Annotated in this window: 18 protein-coding genes and 1 pseudogene; 7 read left to right on the forward strand and 12 right to left on the reverse strand. The window is 32.7% G+C overall.

Features of this window, described 5'->3' with window-relative positions; all coding sequences use genetic code 11:
• Positions 1 to 637: 637 nt before the first annotated feature.
• Both BAU23_RS11920 and BAU23_RS11925 read right to left on the reverse strand, forming a co-directional pair.
• Complete coding sequence (locus tag BAU23_RS11920; RefSeq protein WP_071734511.1) at positions 638 to 2,584, reverse strand: bifunctional metallophosphatase/5'-nucleotidase; 1,947 nt, start codon at positions 2,582 to 2,584, stop codon at positions 638 to 640.
• Positions 2,585 to 3,161: 577 nt separating this feature from the next.
• Positions 3,162 to 3,677: a DinB family protein gene (locus BAU23_RS11925; protein WP_001091627.1), complete on the reverse strand. Its 516-nt coding sequence runs from the start codon at positions 3,675 to 3,677 to the stop codon at positions 3,162 to 3,164.
• Positions 3,678 to 4,213: 536 nt separating this feature from the next.
• Here BAU23_RS11925 and secY point away from each other — a divergent pair.
• Together secY and BAU23_RS11935 are read left to right on the forward strand one after the other, a co-directional pair.
• Positions 4,214 to 5,518 carry a preprotein translocase subunit SecY gene (secY, locus tag BAU23_RS11930; protein WP_000490110.1) on the forward strand — a complete coding sequence of 435 codons (1,305 nt, stop codon included), beginning with the start codon at positions 4,214 to 4,216 and terminating at the stop codon, positions 5,516 to 5,518.
• An 81-nt stretch (positions 5,519 to 5,599) separates the two neighbouring features.
• Positions 5,600 to 6,043, forward strand: a complete 444-nt coding sequence (locus BAU23_RS11935) for a carboxymuconolactone decarboxylase family protein (RefSeq protein ID WP_000083090.1) — start codon at positions 5,600 to 5,602, stop codon at positions 6,041 to 6,043.
• Positions 6,044 to 6,258: 215 nt separating this feature from the next.
• Here BAU23_RS11935 and BAU23_RS11940 read toward each other — a convergent pair whose 3' ends face one another.
• A complete protein-coding gene (locus tag BAU23_RS11940) occupies positions 6,259 to 7,176 on the reverse strand; it encodes a DMT family transporter (RefSeq protein WP_071734512.1) in 918 nt (305 codons plus the stop codon).
• A gap of 148 nt (positions 7,177 to 7,324) precedes the next feature.
• Here BAU23_RS11940 and pdxR point away from each other — a divergent pair, with 148 nt between their 5' ends.
• Complete coding sequence (gene pdxR, locus BAU23_RS11945; RefSeq protein WP_071734513.1) at positions 7,325 to 8,764, forward strand: MocR-like pyridoxine biosynthesis transcription factor PdxR; 1,440 nt, start codon at positions 7,325 to 7,327, stop codon at positions 8,762 to 8,764.
• A gap of 333 nt (positions 8,765 to 9,097) precedes the next feature.
• On the opposite strand, the gene BAU23_RS11950 is transcribed toward pdxR, so the two are convergent.
• Positions 9,098 to 9,523, reverse strand: a complete 426-nt coding sequence (locus BAU23_RS11950) for a DUF3995 domain-containing protein (protein WP_071734514.1) — start codon at positions 9,521 to 9,523, stop codon at positions 9,098 to 9,100.
• A 155-nt stretch (positions 9,524 to 9,678) separates the two neighbouring features.
• Entirely contained in the window at positions 9,679 to 10,212 is a 534-nt protein-coding gene (locus BAU23_RS11955) for a TetR/AcrR family transcriptional regulator (RefSeq protein ID WP_071734515.1), read from the reverse strand.
• A 407-nt stretch (positions 10,213 to 10,619) separates the two neighbouring features.
• Between BAU23_RS11955 and BAU23_RS11960 the strand changes: the two genes are divergently transcribed.
• On the forward strand, positions 10,620 to 12,113 hold the full coding sequence (locus tag BAU23_RS11960) for a multicopper oxidase family protein (RefSeq protein ID WP_071734516.1): 1,494 nt from the start codon (positions 10,620 to 10,622) through the stop codon (positions 12,111 to 12,113).
• 85 nt (positions 12,114 to 12,198) lie between these two features.
• Here BAU23_RS11960 and BAU23_RS11965 read toward each other — a convergent pair whose 3' ends face one another.
• The 3 genes from BAU23_RS11965 to BAU23_RS11975 all read right to left on the reverse strand — a co-directional run bounded on the left by BAU23_RS11965 (position 12,199) and on the right by BAU23_RS11975 (position 14,626).
• On the reverse strand, positions 12,199 to 12,696 hold the full coding sequence (locus tag BAU23_RS11965) for a DUF421 domain-containing protein (protein WP_016129507.1): 498 nt from the start codon (positions 12,694 to 12,696) through the stop codon (positions 12,199 to 12,201).
• Between the two features lie 63 nt (positions 12,697 to 12,759).
• Positions 12,760 to 13,617, reverse strand: a complete 858-nt coding sequence (locus BAU23_RS11970) for an NAD-dependent epimerase/dehydratase family protein (RefSeq protein ID WP_071734517.1) — start codon at positions 13,615 to 13,617, stop codon at positions 12,760 to 12,762.
• An 82-nt stretch (positions 13,618 to 13,699) separates the two neighbouring features.
• Complete coding sequence (locus BAU23_RS11975; protein ID WP_071734518.1) at positions 13,700 to 14,626, reverse strand: zinc-binding dehydrogenase; 927 nt, start codon at positions 14,624 to 14,626, stop codon at positions 13,700 to 13,702.
• Positions 14,627 to 14,736: 110 nt separating this feature from the next.
• Between BAU23_RS11975 and BAU23_RS11980 the strand changes: the two genes are divergently transcribed.
• Complete coding sequence (locus BAU23_RS11980) at positions 14,737 to 14,979, forward strand: hypothetical protein (protein WP_071734519.1); 243 nt, start codon at positions 14,737 to 14,739, stop codon at positions 14,977 to 14,979.
• Positions 14,980 to 15,014: 35 nt separating this feature from the next.
• Here BAU23_RS11980 and BAU23_RS11985 read toward each other — a convergent pair whose 3' ends face one another.
• The 4 genes from BAU23_RS11985 to BAU23_RS12000 all read right to left on the reverse strand — a co-directional run bounded on the left by BAU23_RS11985 (position 15,015) and on the right by BAU23_RS12000 (position 18,463).
• A complete protein-coding gene (locus tag BAU23_RS11985; RefSeq protein WP_000290880.1) occupies positions 15,015 to 15,218 on the reverse strand; it encodes a hypothetical protein in 204 nt (67 codons plus the stop codon).
• A 212-nt stretch (positions 15,219 to 15,430) separates the two neighbouring features.
• Entirely contained in the window at positions 15,431 to 16,192 is a 762-nt protein-coding gene (locus tag BAU23_RS11990; protein ID WP_000140913.1) for a glycosyltransferase, read from the reverse strand.
• Between the two features lie 235 nt (positions 16,193 to 16,427).
• Positions 16,428 to 16,844 (reverse strand): VOC family protein, encoded by a 417-nt coding sequence (locus BAU23_RS11995; protein WP_071734520.1) that lies wholly within the window; start codon positions 16,842 to 16,844, stop codon positions 16,428 to 16,430.
• A gap of 248 nt (positions 16,845 to 17,092) precedes the next feature.
• On the reverse strand, positions 17,093 to 18,463 hold the full coding sequence (locus tag BAU23_RS12000; RefSeq protein WP_071734521.1) for an aminotransferase-like domain-containing protein: 1,371 nt from the start codon (positions 18,461 to 18,463) through the stop codon (positions 17,093 to 17,095).
• Between the two features lie 125 nt (positions 18,464 to 18,588).
• On the opposite strand from BAU23_RS12000, the pseudogene BAU23_RS12005 reads away from it, so the two are divergent.
• Positions 18,589 to 19,513: pseudogene (locus tag BAU23_RS12005) on the forward strand (DMT family transporter).
• A gap of 17 nt (positions 19,514 to 19,530) precedes the next feature.
• The gene (locus BAU23_RS12010; RefSeq protein WP_071734522.1) at positions 19,531 to 21,222 is read left to right on the forward strand and encodes a M3 family oligoendopeptidase; all 1,692 of its coding nucleotides are present in this window, start codon (positions 19,531 to 19,533) and stop codon (positions 21,220 to 21,222) included.
• Positions 21,223 to 21,228 lie beyond the last annotated feature (6 nt).

Consider the following 21,228-nt stretch of genomic DNA (forward strand, 5'->3'; position numbering starts at 1 on the left):
CTGTCTAATCTTGTCGGAAAAAAGGGAAAATACAAAATTTATGTAATATTATGCAAAATTACATAAATGTGGTCGATAAAATAAAAAATGAGCCCTTTTAGGTGCTCATCCAATTGGTTAGTTATTAATTATCTATATTCATTCTAATCAAAGTACACTTATATCTTATTAACAACATAAAAAACCACTCTTTACTATTTTAAGAATAGTAGATAAATACTTTAGTGGGGCAACGCATATACAAGTTAGATTTTTCAATATAATTTTGTTATTTATGTCTATAACTGCATGGATTGGAACGTTTTGAGACTGCTGAAGTCTTATATGAGTTTCAGGCTTTTTTATCTTGTCAAAAATATTTTTTAAAGATAAATTTTTCTCCCCATTTAAATATAGAAAAGGACATATCTATTGCATGTTATTAACTTAAGGTATGTTCTTTTAAAACATATTATAAATATACATAGTGAGAAATGAAACAATAATTATTCAAATGAAAAACCCCCTGAATTTTTAAAGCGATCCAGGGGATTTTTTACCGATGATTCTCTATATTTCCATACCGAACACAAACTTTTTTAGGATAATGGTATGTCCAAGTTGAATAGTTTTTTGCACGAGAGCCATCTTTTTATATTTATTTAATTATCCTACTAAGTTTTTTGTAAAATTCACCTTTTCTTTTTATATGATTAAACTGATTTGGATTAATATTAGCTTTTTGTGAGAGTGCTACAATCTCTTCTTTTGTAATTGAATCTTTAGTATTTATAGATGCTATATTTGTATATTTTCCATCTTCTGTTTTTGGGATTTCTAAAATCCCTTTATTTACAAGATCAACTACAGCCTTATGCTCTGAAGAATGTGTATCTACACCAGTAATTTTCCAATTATGCATAACTTTTGGCGTGTATACACCGTTCTTTACCTCTTTTAAATATGTAATAGCAAGGTTACGAATGGTTCCACCTGTTTCTCCGAATGCATTCTCTTGTTTAGATGACCAAGTTTGTTCAAATTTACGTCCCTCTAAAGCTCCTCCTTTTGCCTGAAGAGCCTCCATTCTATATGCATTCATTCCTAGCGTCATAACATCGCTCATTTTGATTGGTTTATTTGTACGAATAGAGCGTAAATTTTTAATTCTACTACCATATGGTTTTGTTAAGTCAATTTCGTATTTTACGCCTCCAAAGAAATCGTTCGTACTGTATTTAGACGCACGACGGTTTTTATCAAAGCTAACTGTTACATCTCCGGCACGAGATGAGTTAAAATATCCTGCTACCCATTCCATATAGTCTTTTAAATCTTTTCCAGTTATCTTATATACTGTAATTTCTCCCAAAGCATATTGATAATTATAAGCAATATCTTTCTTCTTTATAGGACCTATATCCAAACGGGCATAATCATTATCAATTTGATGGGCTACTACATCCGCCTTGCTGTAATGGAGCATGACTTCATGAAAGAAATCTGATAAAGGTGTCTCTTGAATCTGCACACTTGGAATACCCTTTATTTCATTTTCAGGAACAAGGTTTCTACCCTTTAATTGAGCGACTACAACATTTGCATCTCCCCTCGCATACTCGTGAAAAGGTGTTAGTGTTTCTTCAAGTGTAGGATCAGATACTACTGTTGTTCCATCAGTATTTTTTACAGGTATAGCGGTAGCAGTTTTATCTTTTAAAACCAGCTTTCCATCTTGCTTTGTAAAAGTAAGGTCAATACGTGAAATATGCGTTCCATATTTATCTGGTTCTGTAATAATTACACCATTTACAACTTCTTTTTTTACAAGTTTATGCATATGAGCCGCAAAAATAGCGCTTAGTTCCGGACAAGCATTCGCAATATCTTGAACACCAGTACCTGGGATTCCATTCTCATTTTCTAGTCCCATATGCATAACCCCTACCATTACATCTACTTTATCTTCTAATTCTTTAATAGCCTTTTTTGTCTCTTCTACTGGATTTTTCACTACTAAACCATCCAAATGATCTGTCCCTTTTTCAAAATCACTAATCATTGGTGTATTCATACCAATAATCCCGACTTTAATTCCACCTTTTTCAACAATCGTATATGCAGGAAGAAAACGCTCTCCATTTTCCTTATAAATATTTCCTGCTAACGTCTTTCCCTTGTATTGCTCACTAACTTTTTTCAATGTATCTAAACCAAAGTTGAATTCATGATTTCCAAATGCCCAGGCGTCATATCCCATTGTATTCATTGCTACCATCATTGGCGATTGTGGCTTATCGTTGAATAATTCTACTGAGTTTCCTTGAATTGTATCCCCGGCATCTACTAATATGGTATTTGGATTTTCTTGACGTACCTTCTTTATAACCGTATAAAGCTGCGTCAAACTTCCACTCATATTTGCTCCATCAAGCGCATAATCCCAAGGCATAAATCTACCATGAATATCTGCAGTACCTAACAATGTAATATTAACATTAGATTCCTCAGCCTTAGAAATAGCTGGTTTGACTGTTACTGCTGTTACAAGAAGCATAAGAATAATAAAATTGCATACATAGTTCTTCCATTTCATTTTTTGCATAATAACAATATTTCTCCCCTTTTTGTACTGTCATAAAGTTGCTTGAACTTTAAAAATATAACTTGTTATTCAGAAAACTTCAACTGCAAAAATAAAGAGAATAAAATGCATATATCCCTTAATAGAATTGTATTTTATCGTTTTCTGACAAAATACTTATTCCTCAAACGCGTGAAAGGTGCTTACCCAATGGTAGGTGTAAGAGTACTTTCAAAAATTTGGACATATAGCTCATTTCCGAAAATCATTATAACTTAAAGATATAGTGTGTAATGCTGATTACATTTTCGGATTTCATTGCCAATTTATTTCCTTCTAAATGAAAATGCTGAGATCACTTCCAAAAATAATAACCCCGCTCTTCATTTAAGACGGGGTTACACTTATACAGCAAATCGGATTCAGATTTTTTTCGAATGTTCGTTTCCTCTTCAGGGGTAAGATCTGCTAGTTTCGTAATTTCTTCAGCTTTTTGGTTGCTTTCAACTAAATTCATCATAATTTTAATCAGGATTTCTATTTTATCACTCGAACCCTTGATGCTATCCCAAATCGCTCTATAAATAGATAATGATTTTTACTTTTCAACTCCACAAAGCAATTTTATCTCTTTAATTTGTTCTATATGACGCTGTTCATGCAAATAGATCAGTTCTATCCACTGATCAAGAAGTAATTCTCCAAGAGCTGGATGCGTCACTGATTTTTTCGCTAATATAGATTCATCTTCTATTGTACTCAGGAAACGCATCAATTCTTTTCTAGAGTCGTTTAACAAATCAACCATTTGCTGCACTTCAAATGGTTCTATACTTGGTTCAATCATTTCTGGGGCTATAAATTTTATCGATCTATCTAATAAAATAGTGTGAATTTCTTTACGCTCATTTAAGATACTATCCATCTTTTTTAATCCCGATGAAATAACTGTTATAACTCTCTCATCTAATAAAACTAAGTGATGACAAACTTGTGCTATACTCCATTTATCCTTATCTGGTTTCCTATTAAATTGAGCATCACTTAACAAAGTAATTTCCTCAAATAATTGATTTCTAGTTTCATAAAACTTGTCATTTACAAATGTATTCATATGAATTCTCCTTTCGCTAGAACATACATACTTAAATTCCTACGCTAGAAATATTCTCTATGGAAAAAAGATTTTCCTTCACTATTATTCCAATCCAATCTTTTCTTTCTTTAGTAGGTTCTCTAATTCATGCTGAAATGTATGAGTTCTCTCAACATCCTTGAAGATTTCCTTGAGGTTATTATGCGCGACAGCTACATCATAATACTTTCAACGGAATCCTTTCAATATAACTACATAAAACGTTCCTAATTATCAATCTAGCATTAAATATATGTAAAAAATCAACCTATTCATTCATTTTTAATGCTTATGTATGTACATTTGTTAATTTATTAGTTATATTATGGGTATTGAATGATTACGAAAAGTTAATAAATCGCTTGTATAACACCTTATATTTTTATATCCGTGAAAACTACAAAATGTATAAAATTCCATTTGTCAAATGAATTTAATGCGGAAGGAGGTTTGTGGTTACTTCATCGGGATATAATAATCAGTTTTGAACTGATAAAAATATAGGAGGCGACATAATGTTTCGTACGATTTCAAATTTCATGAGAGTAGCTGAGATAAGAAACAAAATTCTTTTTACACTAGCGATGCTAATTGTTTTTCGAATTGGCACGTTTATTCCAGTTCCTCATACTAACGCAGAGGTATTAAAAGTACAAGATCAAGCCAACGTTTTAGGCATGCTGAACGTATTTGGCGGAGGAGCACTGCAACACTTCTCAATCTTTGCTGTAGGTATCACACCATATATTACAGCTTCTATCATTGTACAATTACTACAAATGGACGTTGTACCTAAATTTACAGAGTGGGCAAAGCAAGGAGAAATGGGCCGTAAAAAATCAGCTCAATTTACTCGATACTTTACAATCATTCTCGCATTCATACAATCCATTGGGATGTCTTATGGTTTTAATAATATAGCAGGTGGACAATTAATTACAGATCAAAGCTGGACTACATACTTATTTATTGCGACAGTTTTAACTGCGGGTACTGCATTTTTACTTTGGTTAGGTGAACAAATTACCGCTAATGGCGTTGGTAATGGAATCTCAATGATTATCTTCGCAGGACTTGTTGCGGCGATTCCGAATGTCGCTAATCAAATTTATTTGCAACAATTCCAAAACGCAGGCGATCAGTTATTCATGCACATAATAAAAATGGTTTTAATTGGACTCGTAATTTTAGCGATAGTAGTTGGTGTTATTTACATTCAACAAGCTGTTCGTAAAATACCGATTCAATATGCAAAAGCTGTTTCAGGAAACAATCAATATCAAGGAGCAAAAAATACTCATTTACCCCTTAAAGTAAATAGTGCAGGTGTAATTCCTGTTATCTTTGCCTCAGCCTTTTTAATGACGCCGCGTACAATTGCGCAGCTCTTCCCTGATTCAAGCGTATCTAAATGGATAATTGCGAATCTTGATTTTGCACATCCATTTGGAATGACACTATATGTGGGTCTTATCGTTGCCTTCACATATTTCTACGCATTCGTTCAAGTAAATCCTGAACAAATGGCCGATAACTTAAAGAAACAAAACGGATACGTTCCTGGTATTCGCCCAGGTAAATCTACAGAACAGTATGTAACAAAAATTTTATACCGTTTAACATTTATCGGTGCGATTTTCTTAGGAGCAATTTCAATATTGCCACTTGTATTTACAAAAATCGCTACATTACCACCATCTGCTCAAATCGGTGGTACAAGTTTACTAATCATCGTAGGTGTTGCATTAGAAACGATGAAGACGTTAGAAAGTCAACTTGTGAAGCGTCATTATAAAGGATTTATAAAAAAAGTGAATTAATTACAAAAACACACTAGAAGTCACAATAGCGACCTAGTGTGTTTTTATTATAAAAACTTATAATAACGGAGGTTTTGTCATATGAGTCAAAGAATGTCTTATTATGATATTTCGCCTGATGGTATGAAAATTATGATGGATATGGAGAAATACACGAAGAAATCTTCAATTAATCGAGCTGTTAGAGAGCTTATAAAAATTAGAGTCTCTCAAATTAATGGTTGTGCTTATTGTATCGATATGCATACTTCTGACGCCCGAAAATTGGGTGAAACCGAGCAAAGAATTTATTGCTTAAATGCTTGGGATGATTGTGATTTTTATACTCCTGAAGAAAAAGTGGCTCTGGAACTATCAGAGCATATTACTCTCATTCCTACTAAAAGAGTTCCTGAAAATCTATACAACCGAGTACGTGAATACTTTGACGAAAAACAATATGTTGATCTTGTGTTAATCATTAATCAAATAAATAGTTGGAATCGAATTTCTATTGCGATGGGTAATACCGTAATAAAAAAATAATACTTATCCACCAAACAATATGCGATCGATTTAGTTAAGTGTAAAATTAAATACACCCTATATTAAAACACAGTTGGTTATTTCTCCAACTGTGTTTTTGATTTTACTATCTCTAATCTGTATTCTAACGTGTTAATCATTTTCTTCAAATTAACTATTTTTCCTTCTAAATTTTGAATACGTTTTCCGCTGTTTTCCACATCATTAAACTTTAACTACATCTCTTTTTTTAACAACCTTCCTTGCTTAAAATAAACTCCAAGTGTAGAACGATTTGCTAAAAATACACCAATCAAGATTAAACAAGCACCAATTCCCATTGTAGGATTTAATGGTTCTCCTAATACAAAATAACCTACAATAACAGCGATTAACGGAGATACATATAACCACGTTGATGGAAATACAGGATTTGTTTTTGATAAAAGCCAGTAATATAAACCGTGTCCACCGATAGAACCTACAAATATGAGATATAAAATTGGCCATTGTACATTCCAAGATGTTAAGATTGTTAGATTAGGCTGTTCCATTACGATAGATACAATTAACAACAAAACTCCTCCATAAAACATTTGAATGCCGTTAATGAGAAATGGTGATATGTTAGGTAAATCTGAAAGTATTTCTTTTGAACGAATAGAACCTACTCCATAAAACAACTCCCCTACTAATATAACAAGGCAAGCGATACTCCATATGAATGTAAGTTCTTGATGCATTCCAGGTAAAGAAATGCAAAAAACACCTATAAGTGCTATAACTAAAGCAACAAGTTGTTCTTTTTGCAATTTTGTTTTATTTCTCTTTGATTGCAATAGCAAGATCATCATTGGACCCGTAGCAGATAGAATTGCAGCTAATCCAGAAGAAATATATTGTTCAGCCCAGTAAAGGGTCGCGAATGTCATAAATGTTAAACAAAAACCAGCATATATAATACGTTTCGATAATAAGTAAGGCATAATATCCTTTCGCTTTAATTTAAAAATAATAATGAGAATAAGACCTGCCAAAAAGAAACGAATTCCAGCTGAAAATAATGGTGGTGCCCCCGCTTCTATTCCAATTTTTATCGTTAAAAATGTCGTTCCAAAAATAATACATACTAAAATATAATTTAAAATGACCATTTTGCTTCCTCCTTTTTACTCTTGAAACGAGTATAGAGGATATGGTGTATAACAGTGTATCAACGCATATAACAGTTGAATGAAAATATAGTTGATTGTCAGACTGTTTTTCGCTTTAATTAAATTAAAAAGAAAAACAGGTGATTCTATGAAGATAGTAGTACGTAAAGAATCCAACATACCATATTACCAACAAATATATATGCAAATTGTTGAGAGAATTCAAAGCGGGATGCTTTCACATGGCGATTACCTCCCTTCTTTACGTTCTATGGCCGATGATTTACAAATTAGTTTATTAACTGTTCGTAAAGCGTATAAGCAGTTAGAAACGAAAGAATATATACGCATTGAGCAAGGAAAAGGTGCCTATATACATAAACGTGTGAATAAAGATTTCAAACCAATTCCGTATCAATGGCAAAAAACGAAATCCATTAATGTTATGCGTTCTCAATATGTAATGAACCAACACCGTAAATATTTCGATTTTTCACAGGCGGTCCTTTATCCACGTTTATTACCAAATCCGTTTCTTTCAGATGAAATGCACAAATTACTTAATAAGGATCAAATGATACTTGCAACATACGGACCGGTTCAAGGTGATAAAGAACTTAGAGTGGAAATAACAAACTACTTAAAAGAACACCAACAAGTAGTTACAGATCCATCTCAATTATTAATTACAAGCGGTGCCCAGCAAGGAATCGATTTAATCGCCCAAACATTATTAAAGCCTGGAGACATAGTGTTAGTAGAAAGTCCGTGTTATGGAGCGGCGCTTGATGTATTTGTTAATAAAGGCGTTCAAATTATCCCTGTTAGTCTTGATAACAACGGCATTCGCTCAGATTTAATCGATGATATTTGTCAAAGAAAGAATCCTGTTTTGTTATATGTGAATCCTACTTTTCAGAATCCAACGGGCACAGTAATGAGTAAAGAAAGAAGAATGGAACTTGTAGAACTAGCAGAGCTTTATCAATTTTTCATTTTAGAGGATGATTCTTTCGGAGAGATTTATTTTGAGGATTTTAAAATTCCCCCTCCATTAAAAAGCTTTGATACAAATGGTCATGTTATATATTTAAAAGGATTTAGTAAAACGTTAGCACCAGGTCTTCGTATTGCAGCGCTAGCAGCTGAAGGTCCTATCTTTGAATGGTTATACGCCGTGAAGGCTTCGATGGATATTGGTAGTCCCTTATTGACACAAAAAGCACTACTTCCTTTTTTACGAGCGGAACGAATGAAAAATCATTTAGAAAAATTACGGACTGCTTTACAAATTAGACGCGATTTAACAATTGATATATTATCTCCATTAAAAGAATTAGAATTTGAAATACCTAATGGAGGATTTAACTTATGGGTTACACTCCCTCAGTCAATCGATCCTTTTACATTATTACAAAAAGCGAATGAAGTTGATGTTTCTTTTTTACCCGGCACAGCTTGTCTGTTAAGCCATGAAACTCAATATAATCATTTACGAATTAGTTATTCAATGTTAAATGAAAAAGATATGCTGATTGGATTAGAAAGATTATATGATACAATTGCCAAGTTTAAATCATTCATTTAAACTCCAAAACAACAAATAACCTCTTATTCACACAATAAAAAAACAACACTTTAAAATTTTATTAAAAGTCAAGATATAAGCTGAACCTATTATTAATAGTGAATTCTTATCTAATGTCATACATTATATAAAAATTAAAAGGATAGAAGAGCTTGAATACATTCGCCCTATCTATCCTTTTTTTAACCACAAATGACTAATCATAGCGGACTTCGCTATCAACAGAACCTGTATTGCTCTATTATGCTCAAACTTCTTTTTATTACTACTTGTTCAATAAGAGGTGTTTTCTTCCTGCATAAAATTTATTTTATAGGGAATTTATTATACTTATTAAAACAACAACAACATGATATAGACAAAGCCAAAGAATAAACATAATGGACTATAGAACCAAGTGTCGTATCTAGCAAACTGGGAATGTTTAATTTTTTTGAAAAATCCAACAAACTTAAAATCACCAATTGCCCTAATAATGAAAACTAAAGCACAGACAATACTTCCGATTTTAGATAAACTATTTGCTTGGAACCTCTGCAAATAACCTACTTGAACAACAATAATGACACTAGCTAATAGAATAAGAATGGCTACGAATAATGTTCCCCATATTCTCGGAGTAAAAGCAGGCTTATGTTCTCCCTCTTTTACTGGGATAACAGCAGCAGAACCCCATCGACCTCCAAAAGCCCAATAAATATGCAAAAAACTGATAAAACACAGAAGCACTACAGCTACTAATGTTAATAGTAATTTCATTTATTCGCCCCCAATGTCGTAACTTTAAAAATAACATACACCACCGTATGTTACAGTGAAAATTTTGTCCCTTCAGGTTTTATAACCATATTAGGGACATTTATCGAATAATCAATTATGCCTCAGCATAATTGCGTCCGGAGGCTTTACTTTTTTCAGTGGATGTTTGGACACCCGCTGAAAGAAGTTAAAAGCTCAACCATTTTATCAATATCAAAATTAGGATTTGCTTCAAACCTTGTCATCCATCCTACATACGTTAAATAGGCAAGTCTCGCTTGATCAATTGATTCAGTCTCGTCTACGCCCATTTTTTGATACAATTTTGCAACACAAGAAATTCTTTGCTCTTCTATATCTACTAAACGTGTTGCCACAACAGGATCATATTTAGCCCAAGCATAAATACCATTCTCAATTTTTTTATCTCGATTAAAACTAATCTGTAATAGCTGTTCTAAAGATGCATCCGGTTGCTCCATACTTTGAACAATCAGCTTTGTTGCATGTACTTCCCAAAAGTCAAGCATAGAATCTAAAAGCTCTTGATGGTCACGAAAATAGTGATAGAAGCTTCCTTTGCTTATTTTTAGCAATCGAGCAAGTGCTTCAATGCGAACTTTATGTATTCCTTCATTAGCTAATTGTTGTAATCCTACTTTTATCCAGTCTTCCCTCGTTGATTGCATATTATCTCTCCAATAAAATACGGTAGCGTATGTTTTACGTTAGATTACTACTATTCTCATTTTTTGTCAATTATTTGTTTATTTTTATGAACTTTAATGTCGTTGTTAATCGTAATATTGATCGTCATCACCCTTGATAAAATACAAGCACATACTAAATCAAATAGAGTTTCTGTTATGTCCAGTAATATATCTTCCTCTGTAAATTTCAAGAAAATTCGGATGGTCCACAGCCTAAAACCCCTGAAGAAGCAGTTAGACCACTAAATTTTTCTGTATATTATTTTAAGTCATATTAGCTTCACGTGTATAAGGAATATATCAATGATTTTGTTGGTCAATTATACAAACAATATAACATTCACGTAATAGAATATACTATATTACACGAAAGGAGATAGCGATATTTGGAATTAAAAAAATTTATTGATCCCCTTCCGATTCCCTCTACAATAAAACCTAAAGGAACATATAAAGGTAAGCCGTTTTATGATGTACGTATGATTGAAACGCTACACAAGTTTCATAGTGATTTACCAAAGACGAAAGTATGGGGTTATAATGGCATGGTACCTGGTCCAACGTTTGAGGTGAAAAAGGATCATCCTGTATATGTGAGATGGTCTAACGATTTACCTAAAAAACACTTCTTACCTGTTGATACAACCGTTCACGGGGCGCATGATAACCCAGAAGTACGAACTGTTGTACATTTACATGGAAGCCCAAGTGAACCAGATAGCGATGGTCATCCTGAAGCATGGTTTACGAAAAACTTTCAACAAACAGGACCTAGTTTCGTAAAAGAGATTTATCATTATTCGAATCGAGAACGAGCAACTGCCCTTTGGTATCATGATCATGCACTTGGGATTACTCGTTTAAATGTATATGCGGGTCTCGCAGGACTTTACTTGATCCGTGATAAAGAAGAAAAATCACTACCCCTACCTAAAGGGAAATACGAGATACCACTTATCGTTCAAGATAAATCTTTTAATCCGGACGGTTCCCTATTTTATCCTGCTCAACCTGAAGATCCATCACCAGGTTTACCATACCCTTCTATTGTTTCTCTATTTTTAGGAAATACAATTGCAGTCAACGGGAAAGTATGGCCATTTTTAAAAGTGGAGCCCCGCAAATATAGATTTCGTTTATTAAACGCTTCTAATACTCGCACATACAAGTTCCAATTAAGTGACCTTAGCTCATTCTTTTTAATAGGGACTGATGGAGGCCTTCTTAAACGGCCGATTAAAGTACAAAGTTTAGATGTTTCACCAGCAGAGCGTATTGACATTATTATTGATTTTTCAAGGTTTGAAGGGAAAAAAGTAGTTTTACAAAATGGAATTGATTTAGATAATCCAACTGGTGAGATTATGGAGTTCCAAGTAACGAAACGATTATCCTGCCCAGATAAAAGTAAAATCCCATGCAAATTAAGTAACATTGACTTTATCCCCGTAGAAAAAGTAAAGAAAGTAAGACGATTAACATTAAATGACTCAGAGGATGAATTTGGACGACTCATGCTTTTATTAGATAATAAAGAATGGGACGATCCAGTGACAGAAACACCTTTATTAAATTCTGTTGAATTATGGGAGTTAGTAAATTTGACCGTTGGGATTCATCCTATTCATATACATCTAGTTAATTTTCAAGTTCTTGATCGTCATGATTTGAATGGAAACTTATTAGATCCTCTCCCAACTGATTTCGGTTTAAAAGATACCGTGCTTGTAGCAGGTGAACAAACCGTTCGAATCATTATGAAGTTTGAGCCTTATTCTGGAGATTATGTATGGCATTGTCATCGTTTAGAGCATGAAGACCATGATATGATGAGACCTTTAAAAATCATACCTTCCAGTCTTAAGAAACACAAAAGATAACACGAAAGTCCCTCCAGAATTACTGAAGGGACTTTTACATATTTGCAAAAAGTACCTTTATGTATAAGCATTTTTCAATCTACAACTATTTTTTAAGATTGTATTGCTCTAATAGCTTTTCTAACATTTCTAAAGTAACTGGCTGTGCCGTGTTAGTTAGTTGATACCCAATACGCCCGTTCGTTTCTACAGTTGCTTGTTGTAAATTCTTGATTTCATGTATACCTTTTTCTCTCAGATGCATAAATAATTGTTGTTCTGACATTTTTGCACGTAATAAATTCTTTTTTAGAATCTCTCCGTTTTCTATAACAATAATACTAGTTCCATTTAGAAACTTTTCTATTTTTCGTGATTTCAATTCAAAAAAATGAATGATAAGTAAAACACTCGCAAAAATAAACGCAGCAAAAATAGATGAGACTACTTTCCTACTTAATACAGGTTCTACAATAATACGACCTATAGAAACAACAATAATAATTTCAGCACGAGTCATTTGGCTAACAGATTTACTACCTGTCAATTTCAAAAAAATAATTCCAGTGAGGATTAAAATTATGCTTTCAAAAAGTATATTCATTACCATCCAATCCTTTAATTGTGAATGTTACTAGTATTCCCATTAAAGGATTTTTATGATATTTTAAACGCTCATAAAAGTTTTAAACCCTTCAGACCATGAAGGATGTAAAGGTATCCATCCATACTCTTTACGTGCTTTATTATTTGAAGCACCCCTCTCCCAGCTATTCTTCCCCGTTTGAATCTTAGGGTTAGGTGCCCCTATTGCAGTTGCATATACCGGTAACCATTCTTTACTAGTAGCTGGGTAATCATCAACTATATTTACTATACCTGAGGGCCAATTAAGAGCAAACCCAGCTGCCCTAGCTGCATCTTCGACATGTATAAACGAGCTTACCCCATCCGTCGCAACAATTTCGTTATTTAGAACTTGATTCGCAATCAATCCGTTTTCCGTATACCACGTTCCTGGGCCATATAACGTACCGTATCGAAGTATAACTGCTTCGGATAATTCAAAGGCTGTTTCTTCTAATTTAGCAATACCATTTATCGTAGCTTGACGAGGTATAGAAGCTGAAAAATCTAGCGGATCTGTTTCTGATGCAAGCGTATCTCCTGGTTCATATGCCCACGAAATACTTTGAGCAATTATTTTCTTTACACCTACATTTTTAGCTGCGTCAACGAGATTACGAGTACCTTCAATTCTAATTTTTGCATTATCTTCAAAATCCCATGAAGACAATGATGTTAATTGATGAATAACTACATCGGGATTTGTCTCTTCTAATACAGAAAATACAGCATAACGATTAAATACATCGGCTTTTACTGGTATAGCCCCAACTTTTTTTATTGCTTCTACTTGCGATTCATTACGAGTCATTGCAAATACCGTATGCCCCTCTTTTATTAACATTGGCAATAAAGAACGTCCTATTACACCCGTTGCACCTGCTACAAAAATTTTCATATGTGTTCCTCCTCATTTTGAATGTCATAATTAAGACGAAACATATGTAAAGTATGTGACAAATATTTGGTTAGTTTTTTCATTATTCATATGAAACGTATACTTTTAAAGGATTAATTATCCCTTGACTCAATTCCTCAAAACATTGTACGAGTGCAGTATAATGTATGTCATGTTGAAAAATTTCTTCTATAAATGGTGTTAGTTCTATTTTTCTAAAAAACCAATCTGCATGTTTTTGATAATCATATCCGTCACTTGACCCAATGATTTGCAATTCTTTCCGATAAAAGTCGGCGGTTAATGTTAGTTCTTCTTTATTACCATCTGAAAGTATACATATTACACCATTACTATTAAGAGCTTTTTGCAATGTACGAAATCCGCTATTTGTAGCTGAAGATTCGAAACCGTAACTATATGTTTCTATTATTTGCTCTTCTGAATCATATATGTTTTTTGCACCAAATTTCTGTGCCAATTCTCTTCTATTTTTATTAGGTTCAACAACATCCACATGATCCACACCTGCATAGTATTTTAAGAAATAACATGTGAGTAAACCCATAACTCCCATGCCAGTAATAAGTACCTTTCTATCCTGTTGTGGGTTTAGTTTTAATACTCCTTTAGCGGCATCACATGAAAGAATGGATAATAAGGCAACTTTAGGATTTATATAACTAGGTACTCGAGTTACTTTATATCCCTTAACTATTCCTATCGTTTGATGCCCATAAAAAGAAACTACTTTATCGCCTACGTTTAAATTTGTTACTTTATTACCAACTTGAATAACTTCACCATAACTTTCATATCCAGTTTCTCTTGGATAAAAAGGATTTGTATCTGTAACATCCGATTCTTTATACTGTGGTAACTCTGCTCCAATACTAATTGCACCTGCGATTGTTTTAATGATAATTTCATCATCCTGTATAGACTTAATTTCACAAGTTTGCCAATTTAATTGTTTACGTCCTTCTAAAACTAACTTATATTGTTCCATTACTATCCTCTCACTTTACAAAAATATATTCTCACCAAAATTCAAACAATATATAATAGATTCATCCAAAATTAAAGCTATAACGTTGGCTAGCACTCAACAGTGATCACATGATAATTGAATTTGATGGATATGAAATTAATGAGTATGCTATTGGTCCTAACTGTTCTATTAACCAGTTAATAGTAATGTATTTAAACGTGAAAAATGAAGAGTTATCTAATGAGAATCTTGTAAGTTTATTTTGTGCACGATATCATTTTGAAAACATTCCAAAGTCATTACAAGAAAACATTACGAGCGATGTCGTCATTGATTTAGACACGGACTATATTTATATCCCTAATAGATAACAATAATCTAATAAACTAAAATGGTTGAATGTAACTTACGATTCAGACAAGAATTTAATAAAATAAGTAATTGCCCAAATGGAAGTCGCGAATTGAGTGACAAAATACATTGTCCATTCGAAAGAAGTCAGTTTTCTCTCTCGTTTAATCTTCTTTAAGTATCTGTAAAATATTAATGTACTCAAAAACATAAGTAATAAAGAGAATTGTTGTAGATCATCGACTATACGTACCGCCATAGACTCCATCACCCTCCTATAAAAAATAAAAACTATACTTTAAGGATATCATTTATTTGGCAATGTTTTTCCATTTATTCAATAAAATTTTAAAAATGTTTTATGCGATATATGTGTAGAGATAATAAATAAGATTCTTTTTGTTTTGTTGAATTTTATTTATCTTGATTCACCAGTTCATTTGAGGATGATTTGTTTAGAAATCTTCACAGTTACCTTTCTTGGTTATCATAATATGTTTTATCTGCGTATTTTTTATCCTTTCCTTTTAGATAAGCTAAGATTACTTTTGGATTTTTAAGTAAAGTCCAGTCTCCATATTTATCAAATCTTCTGCATGAAGTTATCATTCCATTTTTAATTGTACCGAATTTCTTATTATTTTGCTTTCCCCATTCTTTTAATCGTTTAGCGAAATCTGCATCTTCGGCCATAAGCATGTTTTCATTAAATCCGTTGATTGCCATAAAGTCTTTTCTATAGCACCAAAAAATCCCTACAGATATAGCTCCATACTTAAAAAGTAAGGGGATTATTATTAACATTGCGGAAACGAATATTCCTAAAGACATCCTTTCAAACTTCCCAGTTACCCCACCACCAATGTATTTACCTGAAGCTAAATATTTGTCTACATTAGACAACATAAACTCTGTCATTTGGGTATCAGCATCTATAGTAATGATTATTTCTCCACTAGCTATTTCGGCCCCTGCATTTCGGATTTTGGATAAGTTTTTATCGTTATTTTTTAATGTAATACAGTTATAAGACTTTGCTATTTCTTCTGTGTTATCTGTGCAGCGATTTAAAACAACTATGACTTCAGTTTGATCTTTATATGCCTCTGATGCCTTTGCAATTGAATCCAAACATTTTTTAATGTACTTTTCTTCATTGTGTGCAGGAATTATAATAGAAAACTTCACATCTTTTTCTAGATTCCCTGCTAACGATTCTTTTGTTTCAGTCATAATATCCCCCTTATTTTATAAAGTAAATATCTACTATATATATTAATAGTTATTAGGTTGTATTATAGAAACTGAAGGTAAACTGTTATTTAAAAGTTTTACTTCGGAGTATTTAAAACATTACAGTAAACGTAAAACAAGCATAACCCCGTTCTGATGTTAAGAAAGGGGTTAAATAATATGAATTAAATTTGATTAGTATTGCGCCCTATGCCTCATTGTGCAACAGCGAGGTTCACGCTTTTTCGTTCGAAATCAGCACATCTAAATAGTGCTGATTGTACATAATGCCTAATATATTTCCGAAGGGATCAACTACAGAAGCCGTGATGAATCCCACGCCACGCTCTGTAGGTGCCTCATATTCTTTCGCTCCCATAGACAACAGCTTATTGAACGTTGCTGTTACATCATCAACATGCCAATACACGATAGCACCAGCTGGACCGGTCACTGTACCAACTGGTGCATAAAGGCTATCGATTAAACCTAGCTCATGTTGGTAGTCTCCAATGCGAAATTCGACATATCCTGGGCGTTCAAAGTATGGTTCGCTTCCTAATAGCTCAGCGTACCACTTTTTTGCAGCTGCTAAATCATCTGTCCAAAAACTAACTGTAGTTAGTCCTCGTAATGTTTGTGTATTGCTCATAATCGATTCCCTCCATAATGTTGAGTAATACTTCCTCAAACTAAATAAAATAACCCTCTCTGAATTACCTTTAATTCACATATTAATAACCCATTCTCTTATTCATATTCAAGAAAACGACCTTTTAATGGTATATCATGAATGGAACGATTTTTTTATAATTAAACGATATTATTGTGACTCAACCAGAGCAGTACATACAAACAAGGCAATTATTTTCTTTTTCATATTACGCCTCTTAATAAACCTTATTCTTTATTAAACTGAAAATCTACACGGTTCATTCGTTTTATTTCCTCAATTACTTTGCCAATCCCTTCTTCAATCTTTTCTTCTTTTACATTAGATACATTTAACTTTAACAATCTCTCTTTATGAAAGTTACTTAAATAATTTTTATCAATAGAATCTATCCTTATTTGACTCTTGCTTAAATTTTTAATAAATGTGTCCGTGACTATATTTCTTTTCAACTGTAAACAAGTATGTATCCCAATTGGATCTACTGTTCTATAAGTAAACAAATGTGGATTATCATTTTGAACACCTTCTACTACTGCCGCTAGTTTTTTTGACCTATTGTAGTAAGATGCTTTTATTTTATGTTTATGCCGATCAAACATTCCGCTCTTTATGTAAATTTCTAAAGCAGCTTGCGAGATCATAGGACTATCGATATCTAAAATCTTTTTATACTTATAAAAGGCATCCGCAATGGATGGCGGGAGGACTGCAACACCGACTCGCAAACCAGGAAAGATGATCTTCGAATAACTTTTTAAATATATAACATGGTTACAATTATCTTGACTGTAAAAAGGATCAACTTTTGAATCAGTTTCTAAATCTGCTAAATAGTCGTCTTCCACTATAAATACATTATATTTCTTCGCAAGTTGAATAATCTTTTCTCTCTCTTTTTTAGAATACGAAGTTCCAAGTGGATGATGAAATCTTGGAGTTGTATAAAAGAATTTAATTTTTTCTGTTCGGAATATCCGCTCTAGTTCATTTAAATCTAACCCTTCATGTGTACGTTTTATTCCGATCACAGGGATCTTATTTGTTTCTACATATTCAATATATAAATGGTAACTTGGCTGTTCAATTAGTATCGTTTCGTTTTCATTCGGAAATGGTATTGAAGTTAGTATAGCAAGTGCTTGCTGCACACCTGACGTTATAAATATATTATCTTCCTTCGTGAAAACTTGATAGTTTGCTAACTGTTTTTGCACAACCGAAATTAAAGATGGTAACCCTTTCGGTGTTCCGTATATAAACAAATCATTCTTATAGGTATCAATCGCTTTATTAATGCAATGCTGAAAATCTAAGTATGGAAAAACATCTGGATCTGGGGCCGAAGAAGCGAAATCAATAATCTCGTTACTTTCTACGTAACTTCCAGATTTCTTAACAACGTAATATCCACTTTGAGGTACAGAATAAATAATATGACGCTTTTCCAATTCATGTAGCGCTCGTATTACAGTCGCCTTATTACATTCATATTGTGTAACAAGCGACCGTATAGACGGTAATTTCTTTCCTTCTTTTATCTCACCATTTTGAATCATACTTTCTAAGTCGTTCAAAACATGTAAATACTTATACATCATTACACCTCCTATATTTTTTGTACCGGTACAGTTTGTATTTGTTCACATTGTAGCACTAGATCAGAAGGATTACTATGTACGTATACTGGCCAGTAAGAAATTAACTACTATGAGGTGAAATGATGAAAAATACAACAAAAGCATATATATCAGCATTACTCTATTCATTTATTATTGGATTTTCATTTATGTTTGTGAAACTAGCACTAACCATTACGAGTCCTCTTGATACTCTGGCTCACCGTTTTACAGTTGCCTTCATGGCAGCAAATATTCCGGTTATTTTCGGTTTTGTAAAGTTAAATATTTCATTCAAAAACATACTTGCACTTTTACCACTCGCAATATTTTATCCAGCACTATTCTTTGCTTTCCAAGCATTTGGATTAGTATATACAAGTTCTTCTGAAGCTGGAATTATACAAGCAGCTATTCCTATATTTACAATGATACTCGCTTCCTATTTTTTAAAAGAGTATACGAATACATGGCAAAAAACATCTGTATTTATTTCTGTCGTCGGTGTCATATATATTTATCATGAATGGTATAGGAGCTCATGAAACGAGCTTCATCGGCGTTATTCTCATTTTATTATCTGCTTGCTATAATGTGTTAGCTCGAAAAATGACAAAGAAATTCAAGCTAATGGATTTAACATACACAATGACAGCAATTGGTTTTATTACTTTTAATTTAATCGCTATCGTCAGCCATATAAACAAAGGTACAACAACTGTATACTTTAAGCCATTTACGAACAGCACATTTCTTATCTCCATTTTATATTTAGGATTACTATCATCCTTACTGACAGCATTATTATTAAACTATTCATTATCTTATATTGAAGCAGCCAAAATAAGTGTTTTTAGCAACTTATCTACACTTATTACCATTATCGCAGGCGTTGTATTCTTACACGAGCAAATTGCCTACTATCATATTGTCGGTACACTTATGATTGTTCTTGGAGTAATAGGCACAAATTTTCTAGGAAAAAAAGGAATCATAGCGAAAAAAAAGAATACCTCCTTGAGTAAATAAAAAGTGAGGGGTAAATAATGCAGAACTCTAATACGATCGATATCCGTAATATACATGAGCTAGAGAACGAATTGTCTACTTTATTAAGTAAACCCATTTCTTCAGGAGAAGATTTAGAAAATTGGCTGAAAATACAGTCGAAATTAATATGGGAAATCGAAGAACAATTAAGATCACACTATATTGACTTTCAATGTAATACAGATAACAAAGAAATAAAAGATATGTTTGAATATGATCAACAATATGTAAGACCTCTTTTGAAACGTTATCAAAATTCCTTTGATAATAAATATTTAGAGTCACCATTTCGAATGCAACTTGATCCAAAAACTTATAGCTTACTAGATAAAAAAATAAAAAATGCGCAAACATTATTTTGTGAAAAGAACATTGATTTAGAAGTAAAAGAAGACAAATTAGTAACCGAGTACTTCGAAATTACAGGCAGTTTGACTGCACTATGGGATGGCGAAGAAAAAACAATTACTGAACTACAGTCTTACTTACAAAATCCGAATCGTGATATACGAAAAAAAGCAAAAACGCTCATTTCTGAAAAATTCTTATCTGTTGAAAATAATTTACAACTTATTTTAAATGAATTAATTGCAATCCGTCACCAAAAGGCAAAAAACATTCAATTAGATAATTATCGTGATTATATGTTTAAAAAATATGAACGTTTTGATTATACGGCTGATGATTGCTATGAACTTGCAGAATCCGTTCGTAAATACGTTGTGCCACTTATTGATAATATATTTAATGAGAAAAAAGCTGAACTTCAAGTAGATACACTTCGTCCGTGGGATCTAAAAGCAGTCGCACTAAATCAAAAAGTATTAAAACCCATTGAAGACGAGAGTGATTTAATCGAAAAAAGTTCTCATATTTTACAAAAACTAGACCCAGAATTTTCTGCATTATTGAGCCGTATGCATAAAAATGATTGCTTAGATTTAGAAAGTCGTAAAGGAAAAGCACCTGGAGGATTTTGCGAACACTTACCTGCTTCTCAATTATCTTTTATTTTTATGAATCTCAATCATACACATTATGATGTTACTACTTTCCTCCATGAAATGGGCCATAGTATTCATAATGAATGTATGAAGCAGCTAAAGCTACAAAAATATTTAGAAATCCCTTCAGAATCAGCTGAGCTAGCCAGCATGACAATGGAATTGTTTTCGATGGAGTATTGGGATACATTTTATGAGAATACAGAAGAATTTATAAAAGCAAAATTAGATTTCTTTAAAGATATTGTTAAGTATTTACCACAAATGCTTATCGTTGATCAATTCCAACATTGGATGTATGAAAATCCAAATCATACTGCTAAAGAAAGAAATGAAAAATATTTAGAATTACATAACACTTACCAATCGAATGTGGTAAATATTGAAGGTTATGAAAACTGGATAGCAACTGGCTGGTTACCTGTACTACACATATTCGAAATACCATTCTATTATATCGAATATGCAATTGCGCAGCTTGGTGCATTGCATATGTATAAACAATATAAAGAGAATCCTAAACAAGCACTACAAAATTACAAACAAGCATTATCTATAGGTAGCTCTGAATCCTTACCAGAGGTATATGAAGCAGCTGGAATTCGTTTTGATTTTTCTAGTGAGACAATAAAAGAATTAATGGCATTTGTAGAAAAAGAATTAAATTTACTTGAACAAATATAAGTAAAA

It is taken from the genome of Bacillus nitratireducens, from assembly GCF_001884135.1.
Classification (GTDB): Bacteria; Bacillota; Bacilli; order Bacillales; family Bacillaceae_G; genus Bacillus_A; species Bacillus_A nitratireducens.